Genomic DNA, 17,774 nt, shown 5'->3' with positions numbered 1-17,774 from the left:
GACGGCCGCTCGGGGAATCAGACAGCTGCATGGCCGCACGTTCAGCGGAAGCCGGGCCCGTCGGTCCAGCTCTGCCCGTACTGAGCTTCGAGGCGTGTTACCGCCGCCCACGCAAGCAGAGGTGGAACCCTGCCACTCTGTCACCCGCGAATGGCGAGGCGGGCAACTTGTCACCCGGTGACAGGGCTCGGCCCGTCACATCTCGGGAGGTTACGAGGACGCCTCCAGCCGTGATGCGTTGGCATGCGATGTGCCATGCGCGGGCGTGGAGGTCACACCATGCCCCTGCATTCCATGTCCGGATGCCTGCTCGCGCGAAACACGACACCCTCTCATCTGGCCCGCCCCGCACGGGGCTGGTCCCTGGGCCCGCTGCTCCTCCTCGTCGCGGGAGTGCTCGGTTGCGCGGGCGCGCCCGTGACGCCCCCCGCGGCCGCCTCGTCCACTGCGACCGCTTCGTCCACCGCTAGTCTGTTCGCGTTCCATGTCAGCTCCTGGATCAACCTCCACCAGCAGCTCTATTTCGAGGCACACCCGCCAAAGGGACTGACGGTCCAGCACCCCGAGGAGGATCGCTGGACACCCGCCGAGCGTCAGGCGTGGGACGCGGCTGTCACCACCTATCGCGAGCACACCCCCGAGGGAATGTTCGCGCTGTTGAGTGACCCGACCTTGCTGTCCATGCGGTGGGCGCTCGAGAGCGTCCCTGAGGATGGCTCCCTGGCGGGCCGTCCGGGGATCGATCCGACGCTGGCGGCGGCCCTGGAGCAGGCCATGAGCCCCTACCGCGCGCACTACTGGCCGGAGGCCACACGCGAGGCGCACGCGTGGGTGGCCGCGCTCGAGCCGCAGCTCCGCCAGTACGGCCAGGACATTGCCCGCGAGCTGTCCGAGGTCTATCGCGTGCCCTGGCCCGCGCAGCCCTTCTCCGTTCAGGTGTCCCGGCACGCCAGCCGATTCGGCGCGTACACGCTGGTGGATCCAACGGTCATCACCGTCTCGAGCCACAAGCTCTCGAACCGCGAGGAGGCCCCGCTGGAGACGGTCTTCCACGAAGCCTCGCACGCCCTGGTGGACCCGATGATGAAGGCGCTCCGCGCCGAGTTCGACCGCCAGGGTAAAACTCCGTCGCGGACGCTATGGCACGCGCTGCTGTTCTTCACCACGGGCGAGGTGGTGCGCCACCATCTCGGGCCCGGCTACGTGCCGTACGCCTCCGCCAATGGTCTGTATGCCCGGGACCCGGAGTGGGCCGCCTTCGAGCCCGTGATGCGCAAAGCGTGGACGCCGTACCTCGAGCACCAGGTGGACCTCCAGACGGCGCTGCGCGACCTCGTGGCGGGCTATGTGCCGGCCTCGCCAGGGCCTCGCGCTCCAGCCCCTTGAGAAGAGGCCAGCGGTTCCTGCTCGCGCCACGCATGGACGCGTTCATGCGCAACCGGGCGGTGCCGCTGGCCACCGCGGCGGTGTTCATCTACCCTATACTGCTCCGCCGGGCAGGGTCGTGACGGCGCGTCCGTCTTGCTCCTCCGTCGAGCTGGGAGACCCGAGTGCAAAACAGGCGCTGGTACACTGCGGATGTCGTCATCATCCACGCGTGGGCGCTCTCGGCGGAGGAGAGACAGCGTGCCCAGCAGCCGCTAGAGCGCCGCTCCTTCCTCTCGCTGAACCATTCCACCCAGGGGCTGACGAATCAGCAACTGGAAGAGATGGCCCTCTCCATCGGCGTCCCCCGCTCACACCTGGCCGACAAGCGGATGGTCTGGGAGCAGGTGCGGATGGCGTTCGACCAGGGACGGCTCATTGCCTTGCGCCGGCTCCCGGCAGGGAAGGAAGGCGGACAGGGTGACGGAGAGGCCAAGCAGCGCACAGGCATGGTGACAACCGCCTCATCCAAAAAGGGGGCAAGCCCTGGGGAGGCCGCCAACGCCGCTCCCGTCAACAAGGATCACCTCCAGCTCGGGTTCATCGACCATCAGGATGGCGCCAACATCCGGACGCTCCCAGCCGAGTTGCCAGGCTCCAAGTGCCTGACGCCCTCGCCGCTGCCGTCCGGCACGCGGGTGGTCGTGACCGGCACCTACCCTCACAGTCCGGGCTGGTCCTATGTGAGCGTCGTGATTGGCGGCAATCTGCTGCGCGGGTACGTGCAGGGCCTCCGCATCACGACGGACCTCCCCGAGCCCGCCGCGACGCTCTACCGCGTCAAGCGGAACGACGTGCTCGAGCCCATCGCGGCACGCATCTACCACCAGGCCATCGAGCCGGGCCGCGATCTGCGCTTCTACGAGAACGTCATCCTCTACGTGAACCAGCAGGCAGGCCGGGCGGGCGTGCGGCGGGTCAATGGCGACGTGCAGCTCGTCGAAGGGCACAACATCTGGCTGGTCAGCGTCGCCTTTGCCAATCAGCTGCAGAAGATCGTCCCGAGCGGCTCCATCACGGGAGGGCTGATTGCCAAGGCGCGAAGCGTGGGCCGGCGCCTGGAGGACATCATCACCTCCGTGGAGCGGTTTCCCGAGTTCTTCCGGGAGGTGGCCGGGGAATATGCGAGCGCGATCCTGGAGCACAAGTGGGAGATCGCCGGCATGGTCATCGCGTTCCTCGCGGCCGAGGCGCTCTCCTTCGCCCTGGCGGCGATACCGGCGGGAGTGACCCAGCTCGCGGCGGCCATCATCCAGCTGGGGCTGGCGATCCTGGGAGCGCAAGGCGTGGTCGAGGCCGGCGTCGCGGCGCTGAACCACGCCAAGGACTGGCTGACCCTGGCCTGGAAGGCCAATGGGAGCGCGGCGATGATCGCCGAGGCCAGCAAGAACTTCTGCCGCATGCTGGTGGACATCGCCCTGGCGGTGATGGCGGCAGCCGGCATGAAGTCGAATCTCGGGCGTGGACTGAAGCTGGCCGAGGGCGTGAAGTTCACGCCGCCGAGTCTGGCCATGATGCAGGTGGCGGGGACGAACCAGACGGTGGTCGTCTTCAACTCCGGCATCAAGGCCTCGGCCGTGGCCTCCTCTCCCATCAACCCGATGACGGGTTCGGCTGCCGCGCTCTCGAAGAATGCCAAGGGCTCGCAGGAGACGCCGAAGACCTCCCAGGAGAAGCCGAAGATCACCAAGGAGCCGCTCGATGACGCGGCGGTGGAGAAGCTGCTGGAGAAGCTCCCGAACTGGGAGCACATCAAGGAGTTCGTCGGACGCCGCATTCCAGAGCCCGGTACGCCGGAGTTCGCCGCGCTCAAGAAGGAACTGGAGCAGGCGGGCTACCAGTTGGATGTGATGAAGGAAGGGTCACAGCCCTACCGGCTGCGCCGCGCGGCGGGGAAGGCCCAGGGCGACGAGCTCGCGGCGCTCACGGTGACCGAGGAGGGGCGGGTCGTGCTCAAGGTGGGCACGAAGAACCGCATCAGCGTGTACAGCCGCGCCCGGAAGAATTATCTGGATTGGCTCGAGAAGACCCATGGCGAGCAGGGCAAGGCCGTGAGAGCCGCCGCCGAGACTCGAATCAGCCGCGGCAATCAGTTGCACCACCTGATCCCGGATGAGGTGGCCCAGATGCACGAATTGGTGAAGGAAGCGCTCGAGCGCCTCGAGAGCTACACCATTGATCGCGGGACGAACATCCTCGATATGCCAGCCTTCAAGAATGATGGGCAGCAGATCATGCACCTGGGCAGCCATCCGAAATACAGCAGGTTCGTGGGTTCCAAGCTCGACAAGGCGCTGCGTGAAATCACTCGAGACAAGAAGATAGCCCTTCGCAGCGTCAAGCCCGAGGAGCTCAACAGGGCGCTCATGGAAGTGGAAGCCGAGCTGCGCAAAGCCATCGAGAGCGGAAACCTGCCGGATGAGGTGCTGAAGGAACTTCTGGAGGATGGTGTGCCCGTGGGCAAGAAGCTGGCGCTTCTGGAGATCCGGCGTGAGGGAGAGAGTTATTTCGCATGATCTACGAGCTGTTGCCGGATGCTTCACATATTGAAGAGGACGAGGAGCTCCTGTTCGACGCCGTGCTCATCGAGTTCGATGGGTACGCGGAGGTGAGCTTCTTCAGCCCGGACGCGGACTATCGTCAGCAGCCCGGTGCACCGGAGGTCATCGAGTTCGTCGGGAACCTGGAGCACGCGGCGTGGCTCGATCACATCGGCACCGCTCCCCAGGGGTTCTTGCTGATCTCCAAGAGGATGGTGCGAGTGCTGGAGTCCGTCAGGCCCTTCCGGTACCGGTTGATTCCAGCGGTCATCTATTCGGAGAAGATCGCGCACCTCGTCCGAGATCCCGTGAAGAAGCGAAGGACCTGGTACCAGGTCGAGGACCCAACGTTGCGGAACGATGACTTCGTCATCCTGCAACTGGTGGATCAGTTCGACTGCCTCGACCGCGATCGCACCATGGTGGGGGGAGTGCCGTTCCGCCAGACCGGCAGGGAGTACCTGAGCAGCGACAGGGCGGAGCATCTCGAGCTCCGCGCACCGGAAGGCGGATTCCCGCCGGTGTTCTTCGTGCCCGAGCTGCTCTTCTACTGCTTCACGGAGGAGGCGAAGCAGGCCTGTGACAAGGCCGGCTTGAAGGGCTTGTGGTGGCGCCCGCAGCCATGAATGGAGGCGACGGGATTCGAACCCGTAGGCAGGGCGATGGAAAACCCCAAGCAGGACGCGCTGTTACCCGCTAACGCCTTAATTCTCCTCGGGTTCGTCATCCCGTCCCGTCCCACCCCGTGCCCTCGTGTTCCGCCCCGTTCCCCGCTGGAGGGGCACACTGGGGGCACAGGCGCCCCACCTCCTCGCCTGCGGCCATCCCTACGCCGGGCGGTGTACGACTGGCGGGGAGCAACAGTCGCGGATTAGAAAGGCGGACCTGGACCAGGCCAGGGCTCTGCTCTTTCAGGCGCGCAATGACCTGGAGCCACGTCAAGCGGAGGGAATCGAATCCGCCCCCCCTCCACCACCCTCCCCTACTTCAGCTCGCGCTGCAGCTTCGCCAGGAGGTTGAGCGCGTCCAGCGGCGTCGTCTCGTCCAGCTTCATGGCCCGCAGCGACTCCAGTACCTTCTGGTGGCTCGGCTCCAGCTTCGGCCCGGGCTCGGCCACTCCGCCGAACAGTCCGAGCTGCCCCGGAGACGGTGCGCGTGAGGTCTTCCGCGCCACCAGCCTCGGCCGGCCGCTATCGTCGAACTCGCCGGACTCCAGGTTCTGAAGAATATCCCTCGCCCGCGTCACCACCTCGGGCGGCAGTCCCGCCAGCCTCGCCACTTCAATGCCATACGAGCGGTTGGCCCCTCCCGCCACCAGCTTGCGCAGGAAGAGCACCTTCCCTCCCTGCTCCCGCACCGCGATGCACATGTTCCTCACCCGGGGCTTCTCCCGGGCCAGGTCCACCAGCTCGTGGTAGTGCGTGGCGAACAGCGTCCTCGCCCCCACCTTGTCATGCAGGTGCTCGGCCACTGCCCACGCAATGGACAGACCATCGTAGGTGGACGTGCCTCGGCCAATCTCATCCAACACCACCACGCTGCGCCGCGTGGCGTGGTGCAGGATGTGGCTCGTCTCCGTCATCTCCACCATGAAGGTGGACTGCCCTCGCGCCAGGTTGTCCGCCGCTCCCACGCGCGTGAAGATTCTGTCACACAGGCCCAGGTGCACCGAGGACGCCGGTACGAAGCAGCCCGCCTGCGCCATCAGCACCGTGAGCGCCACCTGTCTCATGACGGTGCTCTTGCCCGCCATGTTCGGGCCCGTAATCACCAATATCTGCCCGTCCCCCGAGTCCATCTTCACGTCGTTGGGGACGAAGGCCTCGCCCGCCCCCAGCATCCGCTCCACCACCGGGTGGCGCCCACCCGTGATGGTCAGCACCTCGGACTCGTCCACCACGGGCCGCACATACCCGTACTCGGCCGCGCACCGCGCGAAGGACAGCAGCGCATCCGCCGTGGCCACCGCCTCCGCCGCCGAGCGCAGCCGCGGCGCCTCCTTGCTCACCTGCGTCCTCAGCTGCTCGAAGAGCTCCAGCTCCAGCGCGCTCCGCCGCTCCTCCGCCGTGAGCACCTTCTCCTCGTACTCCTTGAGCTCCGGGGTGATGAAGCGCTCGGCCCCCACCATCGTCTGCTTGCGGATGTAGTCCGAGGGCACCAGGTGCAGGTTCGCCTTCGTCACCTCCAGGTAGTACCCGAACACCTTGTTGTAGCGGATCTTCAGCGAGTTGATGCCCGTCCGCTCCCGCTCGCGCGTCTCAATCTTGAGCAGGAAGTCCTTGCCCGAGGTGGACAGCTCCACCAGCTTGTCCAGCTCGGCGTGGAAGCCCGGCCGGATGAAGCCGCCTTCCTTGAGGCTCGTGGGCGGCTCGTCCACCACCGCGCGCAGCAGCAACTCCGTCAGCTCCGGCAGCGCCCCGAGCGGCCCCGCCAGGGACTTGAGCAGCAGGGACTCGCAGCGCGCGAGCACCGCCCCCAGCTTCGGCAGCTGCGCCAGCGACAACCCCAGCGCCCTCAAGTCACGCGCGTTGCCCGCGCCCAGCGACAGCCGGCCGCACAGCCGCTCGATGTCGCCCACCTCCTTGAGGAGCGTGGTCATCTCCTCGCGCCACACGCTGCGCTGGGACAGCTCCTCCACCGCGTCCAGGCGGGAGTTGATCTCCGGCAGCGAGCACAGGGGCGCGGCCAGCCACCGGGCCAGCTTGCGCGCGCCCAGGCCCGTGGCCGTCCTGTCCAGCACGCCCAGCAGCGACCCCTTGCGTCCCCCGTCCCGCAGGGTGCGCAGCACCTCCAGGTTGGAGCGGGAGGCCTCGTCCATGAGCAGGTGCCCCCCGCGCTGCTGGCGGCTGAGCCTGTCCACGTGGGCCGCGGGCGTCTTCTGCGTGTCCTTCAGGTAGCGCAGCGCCGCTCCCGCGGCCCCGGTCGCCAGGGGCGCATCCTGGAGCCCGAAGGCCTCCAGCGACTGCACCGCGAAGTGGCTGCGCAGGTAGGCCGTGGCCCGCGTGGGCTCGAAGGCGGCCTTCTCCAGCTCCGCCACCGCTGGGGGCTTCGCCAGCCGCGTCACCACGAAGGTCGTGTCCGGGGAGTCCTTCTCCCCCTCCGGCACCAGCAGCTCGCGGGGCTCGACCCGGGCCAGCGCCTCCACCAGCTCCTGCGTGGTCTCCGCCTCCAGGGAGAAGAACTCGCCCGTGGAGGCCTCCAGCAGCGCCGCCCCGAAGCCCTGCGCCCCCGGGTACACGGCGGCCAGGAAGTTGCTCGCCCTCGGCTCGAGCGCCTCCTCGTCCAGCACCATGCCAGGGGTGATGACGCGCGTCACCTCACGCTTGACGATCCCCGGCCCGCTGCCCGCCTCCTCCACCTGCTCGCAGATGGCCACCTTCAGCCCGTGCTCCACGAGCTTCGCGATGTACCGGCGCGCCGAGTGGTACGGCACCCCGGCCATGGGCACCTTCTCCGCGTTCTTCGCCCGCGCCGTGAGGGTGATTCCGAGGATCTCCGAGGCACGCACCGCGTCCTCGAAGAACATCTCGTAGAAGTCCCCGAGCCGGAAGAAGAGGATGGCGTCCGGATTGAGCGCCTTCGTCTCCAGGTACTGCCGCATCATCGGGGTGAGCGAGCCGATCTCCCGCGCCCCGGCCGGCGGCTCGCCCGCCGCTTCCACCAGCGCCCCGGCCTCGTCCTCGTGTCCCTTGCCTGCCTTCACTGCCTTCACTTGCGTCGCGCCCATCGCCGCCCCTTGTGTCATGCGTCCGGTCGAGGATCAACAGAACACATGACTTCCGCAGTCCCCCCGTCCGCACCTACTCCCCCGATGGCTAGCATGCCCCCCTGACATCCGACCGTCGCCGAGCCGGAAAATCGTGGGGGGCCCGGCCGAAAACGGTGGTCCGGAGGCATCCTGGACATGCAACCTGTCGCGCGCCATGGAGACCCGTCCCATCCGTCCCGTCCCCCGGCTCTTCCAGGTCGCCGTCGCGCCCCTCCAGGCCTTCTTCCAGCTGGAGGCCAGCAGCGGCATCCTCCTGGCGCTGTGCGCCGTGGCGGCCATGGTCTGGGCCAACTCGCCCTGGGCCGACAGCTACGTGGCCCTGTTCGATGCACCCCTGGCGCTCGGGCTGGGGGGCTCGCTCTTCCATTTCACCGTGCGTGAGCTCATCAACGACGGGTTGATGACGATCTTCTTCTTCCTGGTGGGGATGGAGATCAAGCGCGAACTGGCCGCCGGGGAGCTGCGCACCCTGTCCCGGGCACTGCTGCCGCTCATCGCGGCGGTGGGCGGCATGGTGGTGCCGGCGCTCCTCTACGCGGCGCTCAACGCGGGCACGCCGGCGCTCAAGGGGTGGGCCATCCCCATGGCCACGGACATCGCCTTCGCCATCGGGTGCCTCACCCTGCTCAAGGGGCGGGTGAGCCACGGGCTGGTGGTGTTCCTCACCGCGCTGGCCATCTTCGACGACATCGGCGGCATCCTGGTCATCGCCCTGTTCTACGGCACCGGGGTGCACGTGGAGTGGCTGCTGGGGGCGCTGGCCCTCACCGGACTGTTGGGGCTGTGCAACCGCTACGATGTGCGCAATGGCCTGGTGTACGCGGTGCTGGGCGGAGCGCTCTGGTACGCCATGCACCACGGTGGCGTGCACGCCACCATCGCCGGAGTGGTGGTGGGAATGATGATCCCCGCCCGGCCCACGCGCCGCGGCCGGGATGTGCTGGAGGAGCTGCACGCCTTCATCGGCCAGCTGCTGCGCGAGCCCGAGGACGAGTCCGTGCGCACCAGCCAGCTGCTGCACATCGAGGAGCAGCTGGAGGACATCGAGCCGCCGCTCACCCGCTTCGAGCACCTGTGGCACGGGTGGGTGGCGTACGGAATCGTCCCGCTGTTCGCGCTGGCCAACTCGGGCATCTCCGTGAAGGGGATGCACCTGGCGGATCTGATCAAGCCGCTGCCCCTGGGGGTGATGCTCGGCCTCTTCGTGGGCAAGCAGGTGGGTATCTTCCTCTTCACCTGGGTGGCGGTGAAGCTGAGGTTGGCGGAGATGCCGGGGCAGGCGACGGCCCTGCAACTGCACGGGGTGGCGGTGGTGGGGGGCATCGGCTTCACGGTGGCGCTGTTCGTGGCCGGGCTGGCCTTCAGCGGCGAGCCCTCGCTGCTGGCCGAGGCCAAGCTGGGCATCCTGCTCGGCTCCCTGCTGTCCGCGGTGGTGGGCTACCTGTTGTTGCGTTTCGGGCCCACTCCCCGCTCCCAGACGGAGCCCACCTCCAACGCCCCCTCGCCCAAGGCCGCTTGAGGCAGGCGCCCGGGGCGGAGCTATTCTGCTCTTCGCGAGGAGGAGTGCCGGGACATGCCACCGAGCGCCGCCATCACCCACACCGTCTCCGCACGCATCATCCGCCTCATCCTCGGCCTCGCCTCGCGCGCTGGCGTGGCGCCCGAAGCGCTGCTCGCGCATGAGGGGCTGCGGCCGGAGATGCTGGAGGGCCCCGATGTGCGCGTCCCACTCGAAGCCGAGGGCCGCCTCTGGGAAGAGGCCGCCCGGCTCACGGGGGACGACTGCTTCGGCCTGCACGCGGCCGAGCTGCTCCAGCCCGGTGCGTTCGACGTGCTCGACTATTCCGTCCGCAGCAGCCCCACGCTCGGCGAGGCCGTGCAACGCTTGAGCCGCTACAACCGGCTCCTCCACGACGTCGCCGAGATCCGCCTCGAGGTCCGCGGAGACGAGGCGCGCGTCCGCCACCGTTTTCCCACGGATCCCCGAGGCGCCGTGCGCCAGGCCGCCGAATTCACCGTCGCCTCCTGGGTCATCGTCGGCCGCCAGGCCTCGGGGCAGGCGCTGCCGCTGCGCTCCGTGGGGTTCCAGCACCCGGAGCCCGCCTCCACGCAGGAGCACCGCCGCCTCTTCGGCTGTCCCGTCCGCTTCGGTCAGGACTGCAACGAGCTGGTGCTCGAGCGGCGCATGCTCGACGTCCCATTCCAGAAGGCGGATCCGGGATTATGCGCCGTGCTGGACCGGCACGCGGAGGAGCTGCTGGCGCGGCTGCCCCGGGCGGAGCCCTTCGACGAGGCCCTGCGGCGGGCCATCTGCGAGGAGCTCAAGGGGGGCACCCCGAACATCCGCACCGTGGCCGCGCGGCTCCGCATCAGCACGCGCACGCTGCAGCGCCGGCTGGGCGAGGAGGGCTCGTCCTTCCAGGAGCTGGTGGACACCCTGAGACGCGAGCTGGCCCTGCGCCATCTCGCCGACGAGCGCACCGCCATCGCCGAGGTGGCCTTCCTGCTGGGCTTCTCCGAGCCCCGCGCCTTCCACCGCGCATTCAAGCGCTGGACGGGGCAGACGCCCGGCGAGTACCGCCAGCACGCCGCGCACTGACGCCGGCCCGTGGCGCGCCGGGTCCTTCCTTCTGGCGCGCCGGGTCCCTGTGTCAGCCCCTCCCCTTGCGTACCTTCTCCCGCGTCACGACACACCGACCGGAGAAGACCATGCGTCCCCTCGCCCTCACCCGCCAGCTGCTGACCGCCTCGCTGCTCGCCCTGTCCGCCTGCGCCTCCCTGCCCCAGGAGACCCCCTTCCCGCTGCCGTCCCAGAGCGGCTCGCCCACCGACTGGACGGCCGTCTTCGCCAGGCCTACGGACATCGAGGTCATCCCGCTCGTCACCGGGGAGATTGAGGTGGACCGGAGCCTGCTGCTCGACCTGGACAACACCGCGCTGGCGGATCGGAAGGATCGCAAGCAGTGGGTGCCGGTGGTGGCGTACCTCGTGCGGCACCCGACCCGCGGCGCCTTCCTCATCGACACCGGCTTCGACTCCAGCTTCTCCCGCTCCGGCCATGGCAACTTCGGCGGCCTGGCCCCCCTGTTCGACTTCGCGCGCCAGAGCCAGGGCCACGACACCGCGAGCCTGCTGCGCGAGGCGGGCACCCCGCCCGAGGAGCTCCAGGGCATCTTCCTCACGCACATGCACTCGGACCACACGGCCGGCCTGCCCGAGCTGCCCCACTCCGTGCCCGTCGTCACCGGCCGCGGGGCGCTCTCCGGCTACGAGTCTCCCGTCTACGCGTCCAACGATCACCTGGAGGGAATCCGCGAAGTCCAGGCGCTCGACTTCTCCTCCGTGCCCGAGTCGCTCGGTGGGCGGGTGCTGGACGTGTTCGGTGACGGCTCCCTGTTCGCGCTCTCCACGGCGGGCCACACGGAGGGCAACGTGTCCTACCTCGTCAACGGCCGTCGCGGGCCGGTGCTGCTCACGGGCGATGCCTCGCACACGCGGGAGGGCTTCGAGCAGGGCGTGGCGCCGGGCAAGGTGGAGGACCGGAAGGCGGCAAACGCGAGCCTGGCGCACCTGCGCGAGCTGATGGCCACGCACCCGGAGCTGCACGTGCGCTTCGGCCACGAGGCGAGCGACTGGGACCTCTCACGGGGCATCCAGGACGCGCTGTAGCACGGAGCCCGGCCGGCCGCCGTCCCCGGGAGGAGGCACGCCGTTGTCATGTCCTGGACTCCGCCTCCGAGGGGCCCCGGGCCAGCTCCGGTGAAAGCGCTTGGGGTTTGCCGGCCGCACGGGCCCGTGGAAAGGTGCCGGCCACCGTGCTCCTCCAGGATTTGAACCGCGTCCGGCAGATTGGGGTCATCGCAGCGCGCCACGGCTTCGGCGAGTGGCTCGAGCGGGCGGGCGTGTGGCGTCTGCTCGGGCGGAAGGAGAAGGTCGAGGTCTCGCCCGAGTCCCAGCGCGCCTCCACCGCGCGCCGCTTCCGGATGCTGCTCAACGATCTGGGTCCCACCTTCGTGAAGCTGGGGCAGATCCTCTCCACGCGTGCGGACCTGCTGCCGGGCGAGCTCATCGAGGAGCTGGCCACGCTGCAGGACCAGGTGGAGCCGATTCCCCTCGAGGACGTCTACGAGCGGATCCGCGAGTCGCTGGGCCGAGACCCGAAGGAGCTCTTCAAGGAGATCGATCCCCAGCCGCTGGCGGCGGCGTCGATCGCCCAGGTGCACCGGGCGGTGACGCTGGAGGGGGAAGAGGTGGTGGTGAAGGTGCAGCGGCCGGGGATCGCCGAGCAGATCGACTCGGATCTGATGGTGCTGCGCTCGCTGGCGAGGCTGCTGGAGGCGGTGGTGGAGGAGACGGGCATCTACACGCCCACGGGGATCATCGACGAGTTCGACCGGGCCATCCACGAGGAGCTGGACTTCGTGCACGAGGCCGCGAACATCCGAGCGTTCCTGGAGAACCACCGCAACCGGCCGTACATGAAGATTCCGCGGGTGTACGCGGCGCTCAGCAGCCGGACGGTGCTGACGCTGGAGTTCATCCAGGGGGTGAAGATCAGCCAGGCGGAGCTGTCGATGGAGGACCGGCGGGAGGTGGCGGGCCACATCCTGGACGCGAGCTTCCGGCAGCTCTTCGAGGACGGGCTGTTCCACGGAGATCCGCACCCGGGGAACATCCTGGTGCTGGAGGGCAACCGGCTGGCGCTGCTGGACTTCGGCGTGGTGGGCCGGCTGTCGCGCGCCATGCAGGAGACGCTGGTGATGCTGGTGCTGGCGGTGGCGCTGAAGGACAGCGACTCGGTGGCTCGCATCCTCTACCGGGTGGGCGTGCCGGACGCGCGGGCGAACCTGGTGGGGTTCCGCAATGACATTGAAGGCCTGCTCGGAAGGCACCTGGCGACGACGCTGGGCCAGGTGGACGCGCGCAGCCTCATGAGGGACTTGCTGGACCTGGCGGTGAAGTACCGGATCCGGATCCCCAAGGAGTACGCGCTGCTGAGCCGGGCCTCGGTATCCACCGAGGGCATGATGCGCAGCCTGTACCCGGACCTGAACATCCTCGAAGTGGCGATGCCCTACGCCAAGGAGTTGCTGGCGGACCGGTACGACCCGAGCCAGTTGCAGGGCGGGCTGATGAGGACGCTCTTGCGCTTCCAATCGCTGGCGGCGGATCTGCCCACGCAGCTGTCACAGATATTGCTGGACCTGGAGTCGGGGAAGTTCAGCGTGACGGTGCGCGCGGAGCAGTTCGACAAGCTGAACGAGAACCTGCGGAGCGCGGCGATCATCCTGTTCCTGGGACTGTGCGCGTGCGGGTTCATCGTGGGGGCGTTCATCTCGTTCGCGCAGACGCAGTGGCAGTACCACGGGGTGCCGGTGCTTGGGATGCTCGGCGTGGCGCTGTCGGCGGCGCTCTTCGGGGCGACCTTCACCTGGTACCTGTTCGGCAAACGCTTCGGGAAGGTGCGCGTGAGCCGCTGGCTGGGAACGAAGCGCACCAGCGGACGCTGAAGCCTTCGCGACCTCCTCCGCTCACAGCATCCTCTTCCCTGCTACTCCGCTTTTCCATTGATTGCGACCTTCACTCCCAGTGATGGTGCGCGCCTACAGCACCTTCTCGGGCGTCTCGCTCGTGGGCTCCTACTGAGCCCGTGCGCTGACCTCGAGATGCACGGACCCCTCGGCCATCCACGAGGGGCCCGCGCGAATCCACGGCGTCAGCTTCCCGCGAGCCGGGGCTTTTCACTCTCGGCCACGGGGGTGCCCTCTCCTCCGGAGCCTGAGCCATGCTCGTCCGAGCCACCGGAGCCACGGCCCAGCCTGCCCAGCCGCGCCTTCATGCGGTCCGCCACCACGTAGAAGGCGGGCACCACCAGGAGGCTGAGCACGGTGGAGACGGAGAGGCCGCCCAGCACCGCCACGGACATGGGGGTGCGCGTCTCGCTGCCAGCGCCCAGCGCCAGCACCGCGGGCACCGCCGCCATCATCGTGGCCAGCGACGTCATGAGAATGGGCCGCAGGCGCACCGGGCCCGCCCGCTGCATCGCCTCCACCGCGTCCGCGCCCAGCTCGCGCTGCTGCAGCGCGTAGTCCACCAGGATGATGGAGTTCTTCTTCACGATGCCCATCAGCAGCAGCAGGCCGATCATGCTGAAGATGTTGAGTGTCGTGCCGGTGCCCCACATCGCGAAGGCCGCGCCCGCCACCGACAGCGGGAGGATGGTGAGCACCGTGACGGGGTGCAGGAATGAGTTGAACTGCGAGGCGAGCACCATGTAGGCCACCCCGATGCCCAGGAAGAGGGCGAAGAGGAGGCTGCTCATGGACTCCTGGAAGGCCACGCTGGAGCCGCCCAACACCACGCGGGTGCCGCCGGGCAGATCCTTGGCCAGCATCTCCACGGTATCCAGCGCCTCCTGCTGCGTGGAGCCGGGGGCCACGTTGGCGAAGATGCTGATGGCGCGCTCACGGTCCTTGCGGGTGATGGCCTGGAGCGCCGGGCGCTCCTCGTGCGACACCAGCGAGGCCAGCGGCACCAGCTCGCCGGAGCTGGTGCGCACCTTCAACAGCGTCAGATCCTCCGGCCGCGAGCGCTGATCCTTGAGCAGGCGCAGCCGCACGTCGATGCGGCGCCCGCCGGTGCTGTACTTGCCCACGCGCACTCCGCCCACCAGGGCGTTGAGGGTGGAGCCCACGTCCTGCATGGACACACCCAGATCCGCGGCGCGCGCCCGATCCGGGGTGATGCGCAACTCCGGCATGCCGAGCTGGTAGTCCGTGTCCACGTCCACCACCTTGCCGCTCGCCTGGAGCCTGTCGCGAATCTCCGTGCTGGACTCGATGAGCCGCTCCCAGTCCGAGCCACGCACGCTGAAATCCACCGGGAAGCCGCGCGAGGCGGTGAAGCCGCTCTGCGACAGGTCCATCACCACCGCGCGCAGGCCCGGGTACGAGTTGAGCTCCTTGCGAATGACCTGGTTGAACTCGGCCATGGGCATGCGCTTCTCGGGCGGCACCAGGGTGATGAACAGCATGCCGCCATTCACCCCGCCGCCGCCGCCGCCCACCACCGAGAACAGGCGGGTCACCTCGGGCCGGTGGCGGAGGAACTCCTCGGCCCGCAGGAAGAGCCGGTTCGTCTCGTCCACCGTGCTGCCCACCGCCGTCTGCAACCGCACCATGACGCGGCCCTGATCCTGCGAGGGGACGAACTCGCTCGACAGGCTCTTGAAGGCGAAGCCGGACAGCGCCAGCAGCGCCACCGCGCCGCCCAGCACCCACCAGGGCCGCTTCAGCCCCTGGGCCAGCACCTTCCCATAGCGGTGCTCCAGCCAGGTGAAGGCCCGGTCCACGAGCAGGCCCACCCGGCCGCGGCCCTCGCGGCTCGTCTTGAGCAGCTGCGCGCACCGGGCCGGCGCCAGGGTGATGGCCTCCACGTAGGACAGCAGCACCGCCACGCACAGCGTCACGCCGAACTGGAGGAAGAACCTGCCGATGACGCCCTTCATGAAGACGACGGGCAGGAAGATGGCCACCACCGCCAGCGTGGCCGCCAGGGCCGCGAAGGTGATCTCGTGCGTGCCCTCGCGCGCCGCGCTCACCCGCTCCTTCCCCTCTTCCGCATGCCGGAAGATGTTCTCCATCACCATGATGGCGTCATCCACCACGATGCCCACCGCCAGTGACAGGCCCAGCAGCGTGAAGGTGTTGAGGGTGAAGCCCAGGAAGTAGATGACGGCCACCGTCCCCAGCAGCGACATGGGAATGGCCAGGATCACGTTGAGGGTACTGGAGATCGAGCCGAGGAACGCCCAACACACCAGCGCCGTCAGCATGCAGGCCAGCAGCAGCTCGAACTCGATCTCGTGGACGCTCTCCTCGATGAACTGGGTGGAGTCGAAGTTGATGCCCACCTCCAGGCCCTCGGGCGCGTCCTTCTGCACCTGGGCCAGCTTGGCGCGCACGCCCTGGGCCACGGCCACCGCGTTGGCGCCGCGCTGCTTCCTCACCCCGAGTCCCTGGGCGGGGTTGCCGTCCACGCGGGCGATGCGGCGCTCGTCCTCGAAGCCGTCCTCCACCAGCGCCACGTCGGACAGGTACACGGGAGAGCCGTTCACCTCGCGAACGATCAGGTGGCGCAGCGTCTCCAGGTCCAACGCCTCGCCCATGACGCGCACGTTGACCTCGCGGCCCTCCGTCTCGATGCGGCCCGCGGGCAACTCCACGTGCTCACGCTGCAGCGCGGAGACGACGTCGGAGACGGTGAGGCCGCGGGCGTCCAGCTTCTGCGCGTCCACCCAGATGCGCACGTTGCGCTCCAGCGAGCCGCCCAGCGTCACCTCGCCCACTCCCGGCACCGTCTGCAGCGTCTCCTTCAACCGGTAGCGGGCGAAATCGGAGATGAACTGCCGCGAGAAGGGCCCGGACACGCCCACCTGGATGATGGGCTGATCCTCCGGGTTGCTCTTGGAGATGACGGGCGGATCGATGTCCCGCGGCAGCCGGTTCTGCACCTGGCTCACCTTGGACGTCACGTCCTGCAGCGCCTGATCCACGTTGCGCGACAGATCCAGCTCCACGGAGATGTTGCCACCGCCCTGGCTCGACTTGGAGGTGATGGCCTTGACGCCCTCCACCTGCATCGCCGCTTCCTCGATCGGCTCGATGATGTCGCTTTCCACCGCCTCCGGCGAGGCCCCCTCCCACGTCACGTTGATGCCGATGACGGGTTGGTCCACGTCCGGAAACTGGCTGATGCCGATGCGCTCGGCCGCCACCAGCCCGAAGACGATGGTGGCCGCCATCAACATCCAGGCGAAGACGGGCTTCTTGATGCACACCTCGGTGATGCTCATCGCGCCGCGCCTCCATTGCCGCCGTCCGTCTCACGGCGCAGCTCCCCGGAGAACGTGGGCTTCGCGCCCTCGGCGATGCGCACGGCAACTCCGTCCTTGAGCGCCTCTCCGCCGCGCACCACCAGCTGCTCGCCGGGCTTGAGGCCGTCGCGCACCTCCACCAGCCCGTCCGCCGTCCTCAGGCCGAGCTCCACCACGCGCTCGCGCGCCTTGCCGTCCTGCACCACGAAGGCCAGGAAGCCGCGCTCGCTGGGCCGCACCGACGTCTGGGGAATGACCGGAGCCCCCTTGGCCGTCTCCACCGGCACCGACACCGTGGCGAAGGCCCCCGGCCGCAGCGCCTTGGCCTCCGGCCCGCTCACCTCCGCCGTCACCTTCACCATGCGGCTGGCCGGATCCGCGGCGTCCGCCACGTAGCTGATGCGGCCCGCGTACGTGCGCCCGTCCGAGCGCACCGTGAAGCGCGTCGTCATGCCCGGCTTCAACCGGGCCACCTCCGACTCGGCCACGGTGAAGCGCAGGAGCAGCGGATCGCGCCGCAGCAGCGTGGCCAGCACCGTGCCCGGCTGCACGTACTGCCCCGTCTGCACCGTGCGCGTCTGCAGCACCCCTTCCATGGGCGCCTTCACGTACGCATCACGCAGGTTCAGCTCGGCCTGATCCAACGCCGCCTTCGCCGCGCTCGCGTCCGCCGCGGCGGTGCGCGCCCGGGCCGTGGCGCTGTCGAGCTGCTCGGCCGGCAAGAGCCCCGGCTTCACCTCGTTGGCCGCCGTGCGCCGCCCCGCCGCCGTCTCCGCCTCCGCCTTCGCCGCATCCGCCTTCTCCAGCGCCGCCTGCGCCGAGCGCACCGCGATGCTGTAGCGCGCGGGCTCGATCTCCGCGAGCACCTCGCCCTTCTTCACCGACTGGCCTTCCATGAAGCGCACCTGCTCCACCACGCCCGCCACGCGCGCGGTGATCTGCACCTGCTCGAAGGCCTCCACCGAGCCCACCGCGGAGACGACGTACTCCACGTCCCGCGCCTCCACCGCCGCTACTTCCACCGGGAACTGGATGGGCCCGCGGCCACCGGGGCCACCTCCCTTTCCACCCGCTCCACCCTTCGCCGCCGCGGCACCCGGAGGGCCACCGGCCTCCTTGCCACACCCCGTCCCCAGGGCGAGCACGGCGCCCAGTGCCATCGTCA

The 17,774-nt window shown here is 68.9% G+C and carries 10 protein-coding genes; 7 read left to right on the top strand and 3 right to left on the bottom strand.

Annotated elements, in window-relative coordinates; translation table 11 throughout:
- Positions 1-279: 279 nt before the first annotated feature.
- The 3 genes from DAT35_RS03095 (at position 280) to DAT35_RS59780 (ending at position 4,591) form a co-directional block, all read left to right on the top strand.
- Complete coding sequence (locus tag DAT35_RS03095) at positions 280-1,386, top strand: hypothetical protein (protein ID WP_108065349.1); 1,107 nt, start codon at positions 280-282, stop codon at positions 1,384-1,386.
- A 164-nt stretch (positions 1,387-1,550) separates the two neighbouring features.
- The gene (locus DAT35_RS59785) at positions 1,551-3,941 is read left to right on the top strand and encodes an AHH domain-containing protein (RefSeq protein ID WP_199242783.1); all 2,391 of its coding nucleotides are present in this window, start codon (positions 1,551-1,553) and stop codon (positions 3,939-3,941) included.
- Positions 3,938-4,591: a hypothetical protein gene (locus DAT35_RS59780; RefSeq protein WP_199242782.1), complete on the top strand. Its 654-nt coding sequence runs from the start codon at positions 3,938-3,940 to the stop codon at positions 4,589-4,591. The genes DAT35_RS59785 and DAT35_RS59780 overlap by 4 nt, the downstream gene beginning before the upstream one ends.
- A gap of 356 nt (positions 4,592-4,947) precedes the next feature.
- Here the strand turns inward: DAT35_RS59780 and mutS are convergent, their stop codons facing one another.
- A complete protein-coding gene (gene mutS, locus DAT35_RS03065; RefSeq protein ID WP_233261296.1) occupies positions 4,948-7,569 on the bottom strand; it encodes a DNA mismatch repair protein MutS in 2,622 nt (873 codons plus the stop codon).
- Between the two features lie 319 nt (positions 7,570-7,888).
- Between mutS and nhaA the strand changes: the two genes are divergently transcribed.
- The 4 genes from nhaA to DAT35_RS03045 all read left to right on the top strand — a co-directional run bounded on the left by nhaA (position 7,889) and on the right by DAT35_RS03045 (position 13,244).
- Complete coding sequence (gene nhaA, locus DAT35_RS03060; protein ID WP_108065347.1) at positions 7,889-9,253, top strand: Na+/H+ antiporter NhaA; 1,365 nt, start codon at positions 7,889-7,891, stop codon at positions 9,251-9,253.
- Positions 9,254-9,307: 54 nt separating this feature from the next.
- Positions 9,308-10,333: an AraC family transcriptional regulator gene (locus DAT35_RS03055; RefSeq protein WP_108065346.1), complete on the top strand. Its 1,026-nt coding sequence runs from the start codon at positions 9,308-9,310 to the stop codon at positions 10,331-10,333.
- A gap of 110 nt (positions 10,334-10,443) precedes the next feature.
- Positions 10,444-11,403, top strand: coding sequence for an MBL fold metallo-hydrolase (locus DAT35_RS03050; RefSeq protein ID WP_108065345.1), 960 nt, complete (start codon positions 10,444-10,446; stop codon positions 11,401-11,403).
- Between the two features lie 146 nt (positions 11,404-11,549).
- Entirely contained in the window at positions 11,550-13,244 is a 1,695-nt protein-coding gene (locus DAT35_RS03045; RefSeq protein ID WP_108065625.1) for an AarF/ABC1/UbiB kinase family protein, read from the top strand.
- Positions 13,245-13,450: 206 nt separating this feature from the next.
- On the opposite strand, the gene DAT35_RS03040 is transcribed toward DAT35_RS03045, so the two are convergent.
- Positions 13,451-16,588: an efflux RND transporter permease subunit gene (locus DAT35_RS03040; RefSeq protein WP_108065344.1), complete on the bottom strand. Its 3,138-nt coding sequence runs from the start codon at positions 16,586-16,588 to the stop codon at positions 13,451-13,453.
- Positions 16,585-17,769 carry an efflux RND transporter periplasmic adaptor subunit gene (locus DAT35_RS03035; RefSeq protein WP_108065624.1) on the bottom strand — a complete coding sequence of 395 codons (1,185 nt, stop codon included), beginning with the start codon at positions 17,767-17,769 and terminating at the stop codon, positions 16,585-16,587. Before DAT35_RS03035 ends, DAT35_RS03040 begins: the two co-directional genes overlap by 4 nt.
- Positions 17,770-17,774 lie beyond the last annotated feature (5 nt).

This window comes from Vitiosangium sp. GDMCC 1.1324 (assembly GCF_003044305.1).
Taxonomy (GTDB): Bacteria; Myxococcota; Myxococcia; order Myxococcales; family Myxococcaceae; genus Archangium.
The sequence above is the reverse complement of the archived record's forward strand: the minus strand, read 5'-3'. Positions and strand labels throughout refer to the sequence as shown.

What these genes read in the sequence shown, in the direction of transcription:
- nhaA (WP_108065347.1), top strand. Translation starts at nt 7,889, where the DNA reads ATGGAGACCCGTCCCATCCGTCCCGTCCCCCGGCTCTTCCAGGTCGCC.
- DAT35_RS03040 (WP_108065344.1), bottom strand. Translation starts at nt 16,588, where the DNA reads ATGAGCATCACCGAGGTGTGCATCAAGAAGCCCGTCTTCGCCTGGATG.
- mutS (WP_233261296.1), bottom strand. Translation starts at nt 7,569, where the DNA reads ATGATGCGGCAGTACCTGGAGACGAAGGCGCTCAATCCGGACGCCATC.
- DAT35_RS59780 (WP_199242782.1), top strand. Translation starts at nt 3,938, where the DNA reads ATGATCTACGAGCTGTTGCCGGATGCTTCACATATTGAAGAGGACGAG.
- DAT35_RS03095 (WP_108065349.1), top strand. Translation starts at nt 280, where the DNA reads ATGCCCCTGCATTCCATGTCCGGATGCCTGCTCGCGCGAAACACGACA.
- DAT35_RS03035 (WP_108065624.1), bottom strand. Translation starts at nt 17,769, where the DNA reads ATGGCACTGGGCGCCGTGCTCGCCCTGGGGACGGGGTGTGGCAAGGAG.
- DAT35_RS03055 (WP_108065346.1), top strand. Translation starts at nt 9,308, where the DNA reads ATGCCACCGAGCGCCGCCATCACCCACACCGTCTCCGCACGCATCATC.
- DAT35_RS03050 (WP_108065345.1), top strand. Translation starts at nt 10,444, where the DNA reads ATGCGTCCCCTCGCCCTCACCCGCCAGCTGCTGACCGCCTCGCTGCTC.